Source organism: Streptomyces sp. NPDC053426, assembly GCF_055585405.1.
In genome coordinates this window covers 184,815-199,351 of record NZ_JBVJKE010000010.1, presented here as the reverse complement: position 1 = coordinate 199,351, position 14,537 = coordinate 184,815, and the positions used below count along the sequence as shown (strand labels likewise).

At 70.9% G+C, this 14,537-nt stretch carries 13 protein-coding genes and 5 tRNA genes; 4 read left to right on the top strand and 14 right to left on the bottom strand.

Annotated elements, in window-relative coordinates; all coding sequences use genetic code 11:
- The first annotated feature begins 156 nt into the window (after positions 1-156).
- Positions 157-795: a 2-phospho-L-lactate guanylyltransferase gene (cofC, locus tag ACZ62B_RS21600; protein WP_344565748.1), complete on the top strand. Its 639-nt coding sequence runs from the start codon at positions 157-159 to the stop codon at positions 793-795.
- 9 nt (positions 796-804) lie between these two features.
- A complete protein-coding gene (locus ACZ62B_RS21595; protein WP_344565750.1) occupies positions 805-1,008 on the top strand; it encodes a hypothetical protein in 204 nt (67 codons plus the stop codon).
- A gap of 117 nt (positions 1,009-1,125) precedes the next feature.
- On the opposite strand, the gene ACZ62B_RS21590 is transcribed toward ACZ62B_RS21595, so the two are convergent.
- The 4 genes from ACZ62B_RS21590 to leuC all read right to left on the bottom strand — a co-directional run bounded on the left by ACZ62B_RS21590 (position 1,126) and on the right by leuC (position 4,439).
- The gene (locus ACZ62B_RS21590; RefSeq protein WP_085573005.1) at positions 1,126-1,767 is read right to left on the bottom strand and encodes an HU family DNA-binding protein; all 642 of its coding nucleotides are present in this window, start codon (positions 1,765-1,767) and stop codon (positions 1,126-1,128) included.
- Positions 1,768-1,903: 136 nt separating this feature from the next.
- Positions 1,904-2,134, bottom strand: a complete 231-nt coding sequence (locus tag ACZ62B_RS21585; protein WP_073936450.1) for an SCO5555 family protein — start codon at positions 2,132-2,134, stop codon at positions 1,904-1,906.
- Positions 2,135-2,411: 277 nt separating this feature from the next.
- A complete protein-coding gene (gene leuD / locus ACZ62B_RS21580) occupies positions 2,412-3,005 on the bottom strand; it encodes a 3-isopropylmalate dehydratase small subunit (RefSeq protein ID WP_344565754.1) in 594 nt (197 codons plus the stop codon).
- Positions 3,006-3,011: 6 nt separating this feature from the next.
- Entirely contained in the window at positions 3,012-4,439 is a 1,428-nt protein-coding gene (leuC, locus tag ACZ62B_RS21575) for a 3-isopropylmalate dehydratase large subunit (protein ID WP_344565756.1), read from the bottom strand.
- A 195-nt stretch (positions 4,440-4,634) separates the two neighbouring features.
- Between leuC and ndgR the strand changes: the two genes are divergently transcribed.
- The gene (gene ndgR / locus ACZ62B_RS21570; protein WP_030866220.1) at positions 4,635-5,348 is read left to right on the top strand and encodes an IclR family transcriptional regulator NdgR; all 714 of its coding nucleotides are present in this window, start codon (positions 4,635-4,637) and stop codon (positions 5,346-5,348) included.
- 129 nt (positions 5,349-5,477) lie between these two features.
- Here ndgR and ACZ62B_RS21565 read toward each other — a convergent pair.
- The 10 genes from ACZ62B_RS21565 to ACZ62B_RS21520 all read right to left on the bottom strand — a co-directional run bounded on the left by ACZ62B_RS21565 (position 5,478) and on the right by ACZ62B_RS21520 (position 9,987).
- Positions 5,478-5,550, bottom strand: a tRNA-Glu gene (locus ACZ62B_RS21565).
- 27 nt (positions 5,551-5,577) lie between these two features.
- Positions 5,578-5,649 (bottom strand) — tRNA-Gln (locus tag ACZ62B_RS21560).
- A 21-nt stretch (positions 5,650-5,670) separates the two neighbouring features.
- Positions 5,671-5,743: transfer RNA gene (locus ACZ62B_RS21555), tRNA-Glu, on the bottom strand.
- Positions 5,744-5,805: 62 nt separating this feature from the next.
- Positions 5,806-5,878, bottom strand: a tRNA-Glu gene (locus ACZ62B_RS21550).
- A gap of 39 nt (positions 5,879-5,917) precedes the next feature.
- Positions 5,918-5,989: transfer RNA gene (locus tag ACZ62B_RS21545), tRNA-Gln, on the bottom strand.
- A 91-nt stretch (positions 5,990-6,080) separates the two neighbouring features.
- Positions 6,081-6,815 carry an HAD family hydrolase gene (locus ACZ62B_RS21540; protein ID WP_469691729.1) on the bottom strand — a complete coding sequence of 245 codons (735 nt, stop codon included), beginning with the start codon at positions 6,813-6,815 and terminating at the stop codon, positions 6,081-6,083.
- Between the two features lie 61 nt (positions 6,816-6,876).
- Positions 6,877-7,272 (bottom strand): Rid family hydrolase, encoded by a 396-nt coding sequence (locus ACZ62B_RS21535; RefSeq protein ID WP_469691727.1) that lies wholly within the window; start codon positions 7,270-7,272, stop codon positions 6,877-6,879.
- A gap of 112 nt (positions 7,273-7,384) precedes the next feature.
- Positions 7,385-8,869, bottom strand: a complete 1,485-nt coding sequence (gene gltX, locus ACZ62B_RS21530) for a glutamate--tRNA ligase (RefSeq protein WP_469691725.1) — start codon at positions 8,867-8,869, stop codon at positions 7,385-7,387.
- Positions 8,862-9,647 carry a fumarylacetoacetate hydrolase family protein gene (locus tag ACZ62B_RS21525; RefSeq protein WP_344565764.1) on the bottom strand — a complete coding sequence of 262 codons (786 nt, stop codon included), beginning with the start codon at positions 9,645-9,647 and terminating at the stop codon, positions 8,862-8,864. Before ACZ62B_RS21525 ends, gltX begins: the two co-directional genes overlap by 8 nt.
- A gap of 151 nt (positions 9,648-9,798) precedes the next feature.
- Entirely contained in the window at positions 9,799-9,987 is a 189-nt protein-coding gene (locus ACZ62B_RS21520) for a hypothetical protein (RefSeq protein WP_073936444.1), read from the bottom strand.
- Positions 9,988-10,593: 606 nt separating this feature from the next.
- On the opposite strand from ACZ62B_RS21520, the gene ACZ62B_RS21515 reads away from it, so the two are divergent.
- Positions 10,594-14,532 (top strand): sensor histidine kinase, encoded by a 3,939-nt coding sequence (locus ACZ62B_RS21515; RefSeq protein WP_469691723.1) that lies wholly within the window; start codon positions 10,594-10,596, stop codon positions 14,530-14,532.
- The last annotated feature ends 5 nt before the right edge of the window (positions 14,533-14,537 follow it).

The window sequence follows — 14,537 nt, the reverse complement described above, 5'->3', positions numbered from 1 at the left end:
CGAATGTCAGGCCCGGGGCCCGGACCCGGAGGCCAGGCGGGCCGCACAAGTGTCGCCCCGGGCCACCGGTCTGTCGAGAACACCGTACGCCCCGACCCCCCGGCCGCCCGGTGTACCGGGTGACAATGACCGCGACAAGAGAGGGACGCAACACTCGTGCAGTGGACCTTGGTGGTACCCCTGAAGCCGCTGGACCGGGCCAAGAGCAGGCTCTCGGACACCGCGGACGACGTCCTGCGCCCGGGCCTCGCGCTCGCCTTCGCCCAGGACACGGTGGCCGCCGCGCTGGAATGCCCGGCGGTACGGGATGTGGTGGTCGTCACGGACGACGCCCTCGCCTCCCGTGAGCTGGCCGTACTGGGTGCCGGAATCGTCCCGGACGAGCCGCGCGGCGGCCTGAACGCGGCTCTCGCCCATGGCGCGGCGGTGGCGGGCGCCGCTCGCCGCGCGGCCTGTGTCGCGGCCCTCAACGCCGATCTTCCGGCGCTCCGCCCGCCGGAACTGGCCCGTGTTCTCGATACGGCCGTCGAATTCCCGCGCGCTTTCCTCGCCGATTCCGCCGGGGTCGGCACGACTTTGCTGGCCGCGAGCCGGGGCCGGGAACTGCGCCCGTTCTTCGGCCCCGGTTCCCGGGCCCGGCACCGGGAGTCCGGAGCCGTGGAGCTGGAGCTCGACGGTGTGGACTCGGTACGGCAGGACGTGGACACCGGCGACGATCTGCGGGCGGCGCTGGCGCTGGGCGTGGGCCCCCGCACGGCCGCGGTCACCGCGCGGTCGATCGTCACCGAGCAGTAGGCTGCCGGTATGCAGGCCACCGCGTACACCTACGACCCCGACAGCCGCAGCGGCCAGGTGCTCCTGGACGACGGCACGCCGGTGCCCTTCGACGCCCCGGCGTTCGACGCGGGGGGTCTGCTGCTGCTGCGTCCCGGGCAGCGGGTGCGCGTCGAGACCGAGGGCGAGGGCGGGGCCCGGCGGATCACACTGGTGACGCTCCAGACGTTCTGACCGAGACGTTCCGACCGCCCGGGGCGCCGGCCCCGGAACACACCGCGGGCCGGACTCCCGAGGGAGTCCGGCCCGGCGCGTGAGTGCCGCTTGTCCGAGGGGACGGGACCCTGCCCGCTACTTCTTGCGGGCGGTGGTCTTCTTGGCGGTGGTCTTGCGCGCGGTGGACTTCTTGGCGGGCGCCTTCGTGGCCGTCGCCTTCTTCGCCGGGGCCTTCTTGGCGGCCGTCTTCTTCGCGGCGGTGGTCTTCGCCGTCGCCGCGGTCTTGGCGGGCGCCTTCTTGGCCGTGGTCTTCTTGGCCGCCGCCGTCTTGGTGGTGGCCTTCTTCGCCGGAGCCTTCTTGGCCGCCGCCTTCTTCGCGGTGGCCGCCTTCTTCGCCGTCGTCTTCTTCGCGGCGGCCTTCTTGACCGTGGCCGAAGCGCCTCCGGTCAGGCTGCCCTTGGGCGCCTTCTTGACCGAGACCTCGCCACCGCGCGGCAGCTTCTTCGAGCCGCTCACCAGGTCCTTGAAGCCCTGACCCGCGCGGAAGCGCGGAACGGAGGTCTTCTTGACCCGAACCCGCTCGCCCGTCTGGGGGTTACGGGCGTAGCGGGCCGGACGGTCGACCTTCTCGAACGAACCGAAGCCGGTGACCGAGACCCGCTCCCCCGCGACGACCGCGCGGACGATGGCGTCCAGTACGTGGTCGACAGCCTCGGCGGCCTGCTGGCGGCCGCCCACCTTGTCGGCAATCGCTTCTACGAGCTGCGCCTTGTTCACGTCTTCCCCTTCGGAGACATCGCCAGAACGAAAGTGTTCAAGCTTTTTCGCACGTTAGGCAGATATATACCGCAAATCAAACACGAAACGGGCTAATCACCCTTGTGCCGCAACGAACTCGGTTGTCTCGACTGGTTCAGCGTTCCTCTTCGGGGAATCGACCCTCGTCGAGGTCCTCGGTGAACCGCTCCAGACGCCTTGCCGCACCGGCGAGATCATGTTTGGCCGCGGCCGTAATGACCAGCAGCTTCCGGGTCAGCGCCATCCGTACGCCCTCCGGGACTTGCAGTGCGCGCACCTTTGAGTGCGCTTCCTTGAGCCGGACCGCGACCGCCGCATAGAGCTGGAGTTGGCCGTCGTGTTCCATGCACAGATTGTGCCATCTGGGGCGAGTTGTCGCCTGCCCAGGGGGCAACTGCCGCCTCGGGCGGCCGTCCGGACACACGCGAAGATCACGGGCACGTGACACGTGTACCCCGACAACCGCCTTCGTAACGTGGCAAGTTGAGGGCCATCGAGGTGGTGCGTGGGGCCGAACGGGTGCAGACGTGCCCGTACCCCCGATCGGGGCGATCGGGGGTACGGGAGGGGTGATCCGGTGGCCGAAAGTCGACCTCTGGCGAGGACTTCGGCCGCGGCGCGGGTCAGGCCGTGAGCGTCCTCGGCTTGAACGACGGGCGCTTCGTCTCGTACGCGGCGATGTCCGCCTCGTTCTGCAGCGTGATGGAGATGTCGTCGAGCCCGTTCAGCAGCCGCCAGCGGGAGTTCTCGTCGAGCTCGAAGGAGGCGGTGACGCCCTCGGCGCGCACCTCGCGGGCCTGGAGGTCGACGGTGATCTCGGCGGTGGGGTCGGCTTCGGTGAGCTCCCACAGCGCGTCGACGATCTTCTGGTCGAGGACCACCGTCAGCAGGCCGTTCTTCAGCGAGTTGCCGCGGAAGATGTCGGCGAAGCGGGAGGAGATCACGGCCTTGAAGCCGTAGTTCTGCAGCGCCCAGACGGCGTGCTCGCGGGAGGAGCCGGTGCCGAAGTCGGGGCCGGCGACCAGCACGGTCGCACCCTCGCGCTCGGGCTGGTTGAGGATGAAGGACGCGTCCTTGCGCCAGGCCTCGAACAGCCCGTCCTCGAACCCGTCCCGGGTCACCTTCTTGAGCCAGTGGGCGGGGATGATCTGGTCGGTGTCGACGTTGCTGCGGCGCAGCGGGACGGCCCGGCCGGTGTGGGTGGTGAATGCTTCCATGACTGATCAGACTCCAGCGGGCGTACGGGCGTCGGCGGCGAGGTCGGCCGGGGAGGCCAGGTGACCGAGGACCGCGGTGGCGGCGGCGACCTGCGGGGACACCAGGTGGGTGCGGCCGCCCTTGCCCTGCCGGCCCTCGAAGTTGCGGTTGGAGGTGGAGGCGGAGCGCTCACCGGGGGCGAGCTGGTCGGGGTTCATGCCCAGGCACATGGAACAGCCCGCGTGCCGCCATTCGGCGCCGGCCTCCTTGAAGACCACGTCCAGGCCCTCGGAGACGGCCTGCAGGCCCACCCGCGCGGAGCCCGGGACGACCAGCATCCGCACGCCGTCGGCGACTTTGCGGCCCTTGATGATGTCCGCGGCGGCGCGCAGGTCCTCGATGCGGCCGTTGGTGCAGGAACCTACGAAGACGGTGTCCACGTTGATGGAGCGCAGCGTCTGGCCGGCCTCCAATCCCATGTACTCCAGGGCCTTTTCGGCGGCGAGCCGCTCCGAGGCGTCTTCGTACGAAGCCGGGTCGGGGACGGACGCCGAAAGCGGGGCGCCCTGGCCCGGGTTGGTGCCCCAGGTGACGAACGGCGACAGTTCGGCGGCCTCGATGACCACCTCGGCGTCGAACTCGGCGTCCTCGTCGGACCTGAGCGTCTTCCAGTAGGCGACGGCCGCGTCCCAGTCCTCGCCCTTCGGGGCGTGCGGACGGCCCTCCAGGTAGGCGAACGTGGTCTCGTCGGGGGCGATCATGCCCGCGCGGGCGCCGGCCTCGATCGACATGTTGCAGATGGTCATCCGGGCCTCCATCGAGAGCTTCTCGATGGCCTCGCCGCGGTACTCCAGGACGTAGCCCTGGCCGCCGCCGGTGCCGATCCGCGCGATGATCGCCAGGATCAGGTCCTTGGCCGTGACGCCGTCGGGCAGTTCGCCGTTGACCGTGATCGCCATGGTCTTCGGGCGGGCCATCGGCAGCGTCTGGGTGGCCAGCACGTGCTCGACCTGGGAGGTGCCGATGCCGAACGCGAGGCCGCCGAAGGCGCCGTGCGTGGAGGTGTGCGAGTCGCCGCAGACGACGGTCATGCCGGGCTGGGTCAGACCCAGCTGCGGGCCGACGACGTGCACGACGCCCTGCTCGACGTCGCCCAGCGGGTGCAGCCGGACGCCGAAATCGGCGCAGTTCTTGCGCAGCGTCTCCAGCTGGACCCGGGAGACCGGGTCGGCGATCGGCTTGTCGATGTCCAGGGTCGGGGTGTTGTGGTCCTCGGTGGCGATGGTGAGGTCGAGACGGCGCACCCGGCGGCCGTTCTTGCGCAGGCCGTCGAAGGCCTGCGGGCTGGTCACCTCGTGCAGCAGGTGCAGATCGATGAAGAGGAGGTCGGGCTCGCCCTCGGCGCGCCGGACGACGTGGTCGTCCCAGACCTTCTCCGCGAGTGTCCTACCCATCGCTGTCCCTCCGGCCGGCCGTGGTGCGCCGGTCCAACTAGATCTGTGGGGAGACGGCGCCCGCACCCCCTGCTTCCGGGCGTCCGCCGCCAGGCCCGGTGGTCCACGGGCCGCGTTGCTTCCGTGCTTCCAGAGTGGCGGGTTCCACGGAAAATTGAACTTGCGTTTCACAGAGTGAGACGCAAGTATCGTTGCATGGACAACAGTAGCGGCGTCGGCGTTCTGGACAAGGCGGCCCTCGTCCTGAGCGCTCTGGAGTCCGGTCCGGCCACCCTCGCGGGGTTGGTCGGGGCGACCGGACTGGCACGACCCACGGCCCACCGCCTGGCCGTGGCGCTGGAGCACCACCGCATGGTGGCGCGCGACATGCAGGGCCGTTTCATTCTCGGCCCGCGCCTGGCCGAACTGGCCGCGGCGGCGGGCGAGGACCGGCTGCTCGCCACGGCGGGCCCGGTGCTCACGCACCTGCGCGACGTGACCGGCGAGAGCGCCCAGCTCTACCGCCGCCAGGGCGACATGCGCATCTGCGTCGCCGCGGCGGAGCGCCTCTCGGGCCTCAGGGACACGGTACCGGTGGGCTCCACGCTCACGATGAAGGCCGGTTCCTCGGCGCAGATCCTGATGGCCTGGGAGGAGCCGGAGCGGCTGCACCGGGGCCTGCAGGGCGCCCGGTTCACGGCGACGGCCCTCTCGGGCGTACGACGCCGGGGCTGGGCCCAGTCGATCGGCGAGCGCGAGCCGGGCGTGGCGTCCGTCTCCGCGCCGGTGCGCGGGCCGTCGAACCGGGTGGTGGCCGCCGTCTCGGTCTCCGGCCCCATCGAGCGCCTGTCCCGCCACCCGGGCCGGATGCACGCCCAGGCCGTCATCGACGCCGCCGGCCGCCTCTCCGAGGCGCTGCGCCGCTCCTGAGCCCCCTGTCCGTACCGTCCCGTGGGGACGGGCCCGCCTCAACGCCGCGGCGGGCCCGTCCCTCGGTTCCCGGGCACGCGCCCCGGAACGCCGAAAGCCCTCCACCGAGGTGGAGGGCTTTCACTCGTGTACCCCCGACCGGATTCGAACCGGCGCTACCGCCTTGAGAGGGCGGCGTGCTAGGCCGCTACACAACGGGGGCGTGGATCATACGTTGCCGCAGATCCTGCTGGTCTACCTGGACTCGAACCAAGACTAACTGAACCAGAATCAGTCGTGCTGCCAATTACACCATAGACCAATGATGGTTTAGACCAGTCAGTACCCCCGACCGGATTCGAACCGGCGCTACCGCCTTGAGAGGGCGGCGTGCTAGGCCGCTACACAACGGGGGCCCTAGCGATCCTGCGTCGACGACGGCGGGAGCTACCCTGACCATCCTCGCGGGAAGGATCTGTACCCCCGACCGGATTCGAACCGGCGCTACTGCCTTGAGAGGGCAGCGTGCTAGGCCGCTACACAACGGGGGCTTTGCGGATGGTATCCGCGGTGCAGATGAGCTCTGCGAGCTGGCCTACCTGGACTCGAACCAAGACTAACTGAACCAGAATCAGTCGTGCTGCCAATTACACCATAGGCCACTGGAACGCAAGCCCCAGAGGGGTTCTTGTTCTAGCTTGACGCTTGGGGGCTCCGGCCTTCCGGCCCGCTCCCCTCGGCGCAGGAAGAACATTACCCGAAGGTGGACGGGGCTCCAAAACGGGTATCGGCGGCGAGTACCGCCGGGAGTTCCGCGAGGGAGGCGATACGCCGCGGCCCCACCGGCGGCTCGACCGTCGCGCGGGCGCCGCCGCGGTCGATCCACACCGACAGCAGCCCCGCGTCGGCGGCGCCCCGGCCGTCGATCTCCGGGTGGTCACCGACGTACGCCACCTGGTCCGGGGGCAGCGCCAGCGCGTCGCAGGCGGCGAGGAACGCGCCGGCCTCGGGCTTGGAGACGCCCAGTTCGGCGGCGCACAGGATGGCCTCGAAGCGGTCGTGGACGCCGAGGACGCGCAGCTTGCGGTCCTGGACGTGGAGGCTGGAGTTGGAGAGCACCGCGTGCCGGTGGCTGGCGGCGAGGGCGTCCAGGACAAACAGCACGTCCGGGAAGAGGCTCCAGGCGGACTCGTAGTGCGTGACGTACCGCCGGAACCAGTCGTCGGCCTCGGTGTCCGTCAGCTCCGGCCGCCCCAGGAAGACCCGGGTGCGGTCGCGCCGCTGCGTCTCGAAGTCCACCTCCCGCGCGGCGAACCGCGCCCACTGCTGCTCGGTGACCTCCTTCCAGCGCACGAGGGCCTCCTCGGCCGACCCGTACCCGGCGAGCAGCCCCTCGGCCACCAGGTGGGCGCGCATGCCCTCACGGTCGGCGGTGGTGTAGTCGAAGAGGGTGTCGTCGACGTCCCAGACCACGGCTTTGATCGGCATGACGCCCAGCCTAGGCAGCCAGAGCCGTGGATGCGGGAGAACCGGCCGGGTGGCACGGCGGTCACCGAACGGCGAGCCCCTCGGCCTCGAGGAGCGTTCGGGGACCGGACAGGGCCCCGACCCCCGCCAGGAGACCGGCCGGACGGCAGTCCGCCTCGGCCGGCACGCTCGGCACGACGTCGTAGTTGGCCGTCATGGCCTCGATGTCGACCGTGAAGATCCTGATCCGGACCAGGTCGCCCAGGGCGAACCCGGCTTCGTGCAGCGTCCCGGCCAAACGCTGGAAGGTCAGCCGGATCTGGCCGCGGATGTCGCCCACGGCCGCGATGCCGCCCTCGTCGTCCCGGGCCTCGTGACCGGCGACCACGAGCCGGCGCTGCGGCCGCTCGACGACGACGGCCCGGTCGCTGGCCGGCCTGTCCCCGAAGAAGCGCGGGGCGATGTCCTCACGGCGCATGTGTCCGGTCTGCGGAGAACCCGGCGGCGGCGCCGGTCGGCACCGGCCGTGCGGGGGTACGGCAAGGGCGGCAGCCTTCCCGGCCGCCGCCCTTCACCCGTGCGTCCGTGCGTTACGCCGCCAGCCTCGCCAGCGCCGCGTCGATCCTGGCCAGGGTCTTCTCCTTGCCCAGGACCTCCAGGGACTCGAAGAGCGGCAGGCCGACCGTGCGGCCGGTGACGGCGACGCGGACCGGGGCCTGGGCCTTGCCGAGCTTGAGGCCGTGGGCCTCGCCGGCGGCCAGGACGGCCTCCTTCAGGGAGTCCGGGGACGTCCAGTCGGCGGCGTCCAGCTTCTCGCGGGCCGTGCGGAGCAGGGCGTCGGAGCCCTCCTTCATCGCCTTGGTCCAGGACGCCTCGTCGAAGACCGGCTCCGGCAGGAACAGGAAGTCGACGTTGTCCGTGATCTCCGACAGCACCTTCAGGCGGGTCTGCGCGTGCGGGGCGATGGCCGCCCACTTGGCGTCGTCGAAGGCCTCCGGGGCCCAGGGCGCGAAGGGGGCCTTGAGCCAGGGCGCGCAGCGCTCGGTGAAGTCCTTCACGTCGAGCATGCGGATGTGGTCGGCGTTGATCGCCTCGCACTTCTTCAGGTCGAAGCGGGCCGGGTTCGGCTGCACGTCGGCGATGTCGAAGGCCGCGACCATCTCGTCGATCGAGAAGACGTCCTGGTCGGCGGAGAGCGACCAGCCGAGCAGGGAGAGGTAGTTGAGCAGGCCCTCGGGGAGGAAGCCGCGCTCGCGGTAGAGGTTGAGCGAGGCCTGCGGGTCGCGCTTGGAGAGCTTCTTGTTGCCCTCGCCCATGACGTACGGCAGGTGGCCGAAGGCCGGGGTGCTCTTGGCGATGCCCAGCTCGGTCAGCGCCTTGTAGAGGGCGATCTGGCGGGGGGTGGAGGAGAGCAGGTCCTCGCCGCGCAGGACGTGGGTGATCTCCATCAGGGCGTCGTCGACCGGGTTGACCAGCGTGTAGAGCGGGGCCCCGTTGGCGCGGACGATGCCGTAGTCCGGGACGTTCTCCGGGGTGAAGGTCAGTTCGCCGCGGACCAGGTCGGTGAAGGTGATCGTCTCGTCGGGCATCCGGAAGCGGACGATCGGCTCGCGGCCCTGGGCCCGGTAGTCCTCGACCTGGGCGTCGGTCAGCTCGCGGCAGTGGCCGTCGTAGCCGGAGGGCCTGCCGGCGGCGCGGGCGGCCTCGCGGCGGCTGTCCAGCTCCTCCTGGGAGCAGTAGCAGCGGTAGGCGTGGCCGGCTTCCAGGAGCTTCGCCGCGACGTCCTTGTAGAGGTCCATGCGCTGCGACTGGCGGTACGGCGCGTGCGGGCCGCCGATCTCGGGGCCCTCGTCCCAGTCGAAGCCGAGCCAGCGCATCGAGTCGAGGAGCTGGGCGTAGGACTCCTCGGAGTCGCGGGCCGCGTCGGTGTCCTCGATGCGGAAGACCAGGGTGCCGCCGTGGTGCTTGGCGAACGCCCAGTTGAACAGGGCGGTGCGGACCAGGCCCACATGGGGGTTACCGGTGGGCGACGGACAGAAACGGACGCGAACGGGAGTGCCGGATGCGCTAGCCACGCTTGACAACCTTGTTGGTGAGAGTGCCGATGCCTTCGATGGTGACGGCGACCTCGTCGCCGACGTTGAGGGGGCCGACCCCAGCCGGGGTGCCCGTGAGGACGACGTCGCCCGGGAGCAGCGTCATGGCCTCGGAGATGTTGACGATCAGGTCCTCGATGGAGTGGATCATCTCGCTGGTGCGGCCGAGCTGGCGCTGGGCGCCGTTGACCGTGAGCTGGATGGTCAGGTCGCCGGCGGCGGCGATGTCGATGTCCGTCTCCACCCAGGGGCCGAGCGGGCAGGAGGTGTCGAAGCCCTTGGCCCGGGCCCACTGCTTCTCGCGCTTCTGGACGTCGCGCGCGGTGATGTCGTTGGCGCAGGTGTAGCCGAAGATCACGTCCTTGACGCGCTCGCGCGGGACCTCGCGGCACATCCGGCCGATGACCACGGCCAGCTCGGCCTCGTGGTGCACCTCCTGGGAGAAGGAGGGGTACTGGATCTCGTCGCCGGGGCCGATCACCGAGGTGGAGGGCTTGAAGAAGGCGAACGGGGCGTCGGGCACCTCGTTGCCGAGTTCCCTTGCGTGTTCGGCGTAGTTGCGGCCGAAGGCCACCACCTTGTTGGGGAGCACCGGGGGCAGCAGCCTGACCTTGCTCACCGGGACCTTGGTGCCGGAGAGCTCGTGGTCCGCGAACGGGATGCCCTTGATGATGTCCAGGACGAGTTCGTCCTGCTTCTCGCCCTCGACCGCGCCGAAGGCGACGTTCCCGTCGATGGAGAATCTGGCGATGCGCACGGGATGCTTGTCCCCTTGACCGATCGGCTGAAGTCTGACGCCCCAGGCTAACGCGGCGGGGGTCCGCGCCCCGCGCAATAAGGAGGGGCGTCCCCGTTGCCGTGGGGACGCCCCTTGAGTGTTTCGCGGCCGGTGCGCGTATGGACCGGTGTCACTTCGCGGCGGCGGCCGCGACCGGGATCTCCATGAGGATGGTGCGCTTGGGGTTGGCGGTCTGGGCCGGGAGGTCGACGGTGTGCTCCTGCTGGACCGGCGTCTGCAGTTCATCGGCGCCGTCGAGGTGCGCCAGCGTGGTGCGCCGCGGGTTGGCGATCTTGTGGAACATCGTCGTCGTCTTCACTGTTTACTTGACCCTGTCCTGTTCACGGGCGCCCGGAGGGGGTGAGAGACCCCAGTGAGGGCGCGGGTTGTCGGTTTTGCCATCCCTGTAAAGCGTCAGGCTAAACATGCAATTCCCCGCCGACCTCGGCAGGAGCCCCTGATCATGGTGTGATTTTGCTCACGGATCGCCGGACAAACCACCCATTCCGACCCGGCCCCCGACGAGACGGAATCGGACATTCACCCCCTGAAGCCACCATTCCGCTCCTGATCATGGCGACTGGGACACCCGGAGCCGCCCGCCGACTCGCGGACATACGCCCCTTATGGACGAGATCACTTTCTACCCCCGGTGACTCGTCACTCACGTGGTGTCACGTATCTCACGGGTAAGCCCGTGGGCCTTGTTGGAGATCCTGCACTGTGCTGGAATTCCACGGAACCGCCGCAGGATCGACCCGGCGCACAGGGGGCGCACAGACGCGCCGAGTGGCGGGCGAGAAGGGGGAACCAGCGCCGGTCACTCACGACCACCACGGGGGCGTATTCAGGGCGCCCCTATGACGCCGACACCGTGCCTCGCCGTTCACGCGGAGAGGTGCCTGGTTCAGAGGTTGCGACGCTAGTGCAGGGACGTTTCAAGAGGGATGGCAGCGCTTCGGCAGAGCCGGAGCCGCAGGGCGGGACTGGCCCCAAGGCCGTCGGCTCCTCGCCCCAGCACGCCCAGAACCAGGGCCCGGACGCTGCCGGGAACGGCGGCGAAGGCGCCGACAAGCCGAGCCCGGCACCGGCCGCCCCGAAGGGCCCGGCCGGCCCGGGGCCGCGAATAGCCCTGCGGAACTGGCGGATCTCGACCCGTCTGGTGTCGCTGCTCGCCCTCCCGGTGGTCGCGGCCACCTCGCTGGGCGCGCTGCGTATCAACCAGTCGCTGGACGACATCCAGCAGCTCGACAACATGAAGCTGCTGACCGACATGACCAAGCAGGCCACCGAACTGGCCCACGCGCTCCAGGAGGAGCGCGACCAGTCGGCCGGCCCGCTGGCGCACGGCGGCAAGGCCACCGACTTCTCGGTCAAGGGCTACCGCGAGAAGACCGACCGGGCGCGCAACCTCTTCATCGACAGCTCCGAGGAGATCGACGACGCCAGCAAGGACGGCAACCTCAAGGGCGTCCGCGACAACCTGGTGCAGCTCGCCGGTGAACTGGGCGAGCTCGAGAAGATCCGCAACACGGCGTACCAGTCGGAGGACAACTCCACCCAGACCGTCGAGGGTTACCACCGTCTGATCGAGAAGCTGGTCGAGCTCTCGCAGGACATGGCGGAGGCGACCAGCAACCCCGAGATGATCCAGCGCACCCGTGCCCTGGCCTCCTTCTCCTCCGCCAAGGAGTACGCGTCGATCCAACGCGCGGTCCTCGCCGCGGCGCTGCCCGCCAGCAACACCACCAAGGGCGAGCTCTCCGACAACGACCGGCTCTACGCCGAGTCGGCGCTGGCGAGCCAGAAGTCCGAGCTCCGCAGCTTCAAGAGCATCTACGGCGACGTCGCCGCCACCGAGCTGCTGCTGCCGATCGAGGAGGGCAACAGCACGATCAAGGCCACCGACGAGTACGCAGGGCGTGCCCTGGCCTCGGAGTTCGGCCTCACGTCGGTCGGCGCGCGGTCCTACCGCGACTGGCTGGACGACAGCTCCACCAAGATCCAGCAGATGAAGAACATCGAGCTCACGCTGCTCGAGGACATGGAACAGCAGGCCCGTGAGCTGCGCAGCGCCACCGAGCGCGACGCGATCATCTCCGGTGTGCTGATCCTGATCGTGCTCGGTGTGTCGCTGGTCGGCGCCTTCGTCGTGGCCCGCTCCATGATCCGCTCGCTGCGCCGGCTGGAGGACACCGCCACCAAGGTCGCCCAGGAACGCCTGCCCGAGCTGGTCAAGCAGCTCTCCGAGTCCGACCCGCAGGACGTCGACACCTCCGTGGAGTCGGTCGGTGTGCACTCCCGGGACGAGATCGGCAAGGTGGCCGCGGCCTTCGACGACGTGCACCGCGAGGCGGTCCGCCTCGCCGCCGAGCAGGCCCTGCTGCGGGGCAACGTCAACGCGATGTTCACCAACCTCTCGCGCCGCTCCCAGGGCCTGATCCAGCGCCAGCTCTCGCTGATCTCCGAGCTGGAGTCCCGCGAGGCCGACCCGGACCAGCTCTCCTCGCTGTTCAAGCTGGACCACCTCGCCACGCGTATGCGCCGTAACGGTGAGAACCTCCTCGTCCTCGCGGGTGAGGAGCCCGGCCGACGCTGGACCCGCCCGGTCCCGCTGGTCGACGTGCTCCGTGCCGCCGCGTCCGAGGTGGAGCAGTACGAGCGCATCGAGCTGGCCTCCGTGCCGAGCACCGAAGTGGCCGGCCGCGTGGTCAACGACCTCGTGCACCTGCTCGCCGAGCTGCTGGAGAACGCGACCTCGTTCTCCTCGCCGCAGACCAAGGTCAAGGTCACCGGTCACGCCCTGCCCGACGGCCGGGTGCTGATCGAGATCCACGACACCGGTATCGGTCTGTCGCCGGAGGACCTGGCGGCGATCAACGAGCGGCTCGCCTCGCCGCCCACCGTGGACGTCTCCGTCTCCCGCCGCATGGGTCTGTTCGTGGTCGGCCGTCTGTCGCAGCGCCACGGCATCCGCATCCAGCTCCGTCCGTCCGACTCCGGTGGTACGACCGCGCTGGTCATGCTGCCCGTGGACGTCGCCCAGGGCGGCAAGAAGCCGCAGGGCAAGCCGGGCCAGCCGGGCGCGGGCGGCGGCGGCCCCGCCGCCGCGCAGGCCGCCGCGGGCGCCGCGGCCGCACGGCGTGCCGCCGGTGCCGGTCAGTCCGCGGGCGGTGCTCTCGGTGCCGGTGCGCCCGGCGGTGGCCGGCTCGGTGCCGGTCAGGGGCCGCGCGCCGCGCTGCCCGGACGGGACGGCGCGGGCCGGCCCGACGGAGCGCGGGGGCCGCAGGGCCAGCCGGCCAACTCCACGCCGTCGCTGTTCGACCGGGGTGCTCCCGGTGCGGCTCCGCAGGGCCGTCCGGCTCCGGCCGGCTTCGGTGGCCAGGCGCCCGGTGTCCCGCAGGGCATGCAGGCCGCGGGCCCGAACGGACAGCAGGACCAGGACGCCTTCGGTGGCGGCCGCGGCCAGGTGCCGCCGCAGCGCGGCGGCGGAAAGCCCGAGCGCTCCCGTCGTCCGCAGCTTCCGCCGCGCGGTGGCGCGCGTCCGGAGCTGCCCGGCGGTGACCAGCAGCAGCCGCGCGTGCCGAGCTGGAGCGACGAGAACGCCCAGCCGCCGGTGCCGCGCGCCTCGCTGGACGCCCCGCGCGGTCACGAGGAGCCGGACGCCGCCCGGACCTCGGCCATGCCCCGGTTCGACGACCGGCAGGGCCCGGGTGCGACGGCGGAGATCCCCCGGTTCGACGAGCGTCAGAACCCCGGTGCGCCCGCTTACGGCGCCCCCGGTGCCGGCGCCCCGCAGAACACGGGCCAGTACGCCCAGCCGGGTGCGAACGGTTCCCAGGACACGGGCTCGTACGCCCAGCCGGGTATGAACGGTTCCCAGGACACGGGCTCGTACGCCCAGCCCGGTATGAACGGCTCCCAGGACACGGGCTCGTACGCCCAGCCGGGTGCGAACGGTGTCCAGAACACCGGCCAGTACGCCCAGCCCGGCGCGAACGGCGCCCAGAACACGGGCTCGTTCCTCCGCGGTGACATCTTCGGCGCCCCGCAGGGCGGCCCGGGTGGTCCGGGCGGGCAGAACCCGGCCGTGACGGGCCAGTTCCCCGTCCCGCAGGGCTACGACAACGGCTCCACCGGCCAGTTCCAGATGCCGGGCCAGGACAACGGCGCCACGGGCCGTCACTCCCTCCCGGAGCGTCCGAACGCCGCGGACCCGGCCGTCACCGGCCAGTACGAGCGTCCGCAGCCGAACGGCACGCACGGAGCCGGCCCGGACGCCCCGCGTCCGCCGGCCCCGCAGCAGCGTCCGGTCGCCCCGGAGCGGCAGGGCAACGGCGGTGCCGCGCAGCGGCCCGACGGGCGCGCGGCGTCCGACGCGTGGGCGCTGCCGCCCGCGCCCGGTCCGGGCGACGGCCGTACGCCGCTGTACGACACACTGGAGACCAACTGGTTCCACGGTGGCGGGCAGGAGCAGGGCAACGGCCCGGCTCAGGCACCCCAGCAGCAGCAACAGCACCAGCAGCCCCAGCAGCCGCAGGCCCCCACCGGTCCGCAGCGGTCCGCTTCCACCGCCTGGCGCAGCTCGCCCAACGACGAGCTGGTCCGGCAGGCCGAACGCGTCCGGCAGCCGGCCGCGGGCGGCGTCACCACCTCCGGCCTGCCGCGCCGGGTGCCCAAGGCGAACCTCGTCCCGGGTACGGCTCAGCAGCAACAGCACCAGAGCGGTCCTCAGGTCTCGCGCGCCCCCGATGACGTGCGCGGCCGGCTGACCAATCTCCGTCGGGGTATCGCACAGGGTCGTCAGGCCGGTACCACCCAGACCGGCAGCTTCCCGAACCCCACTCACCAGCAGGAGCGTTAGTTGAG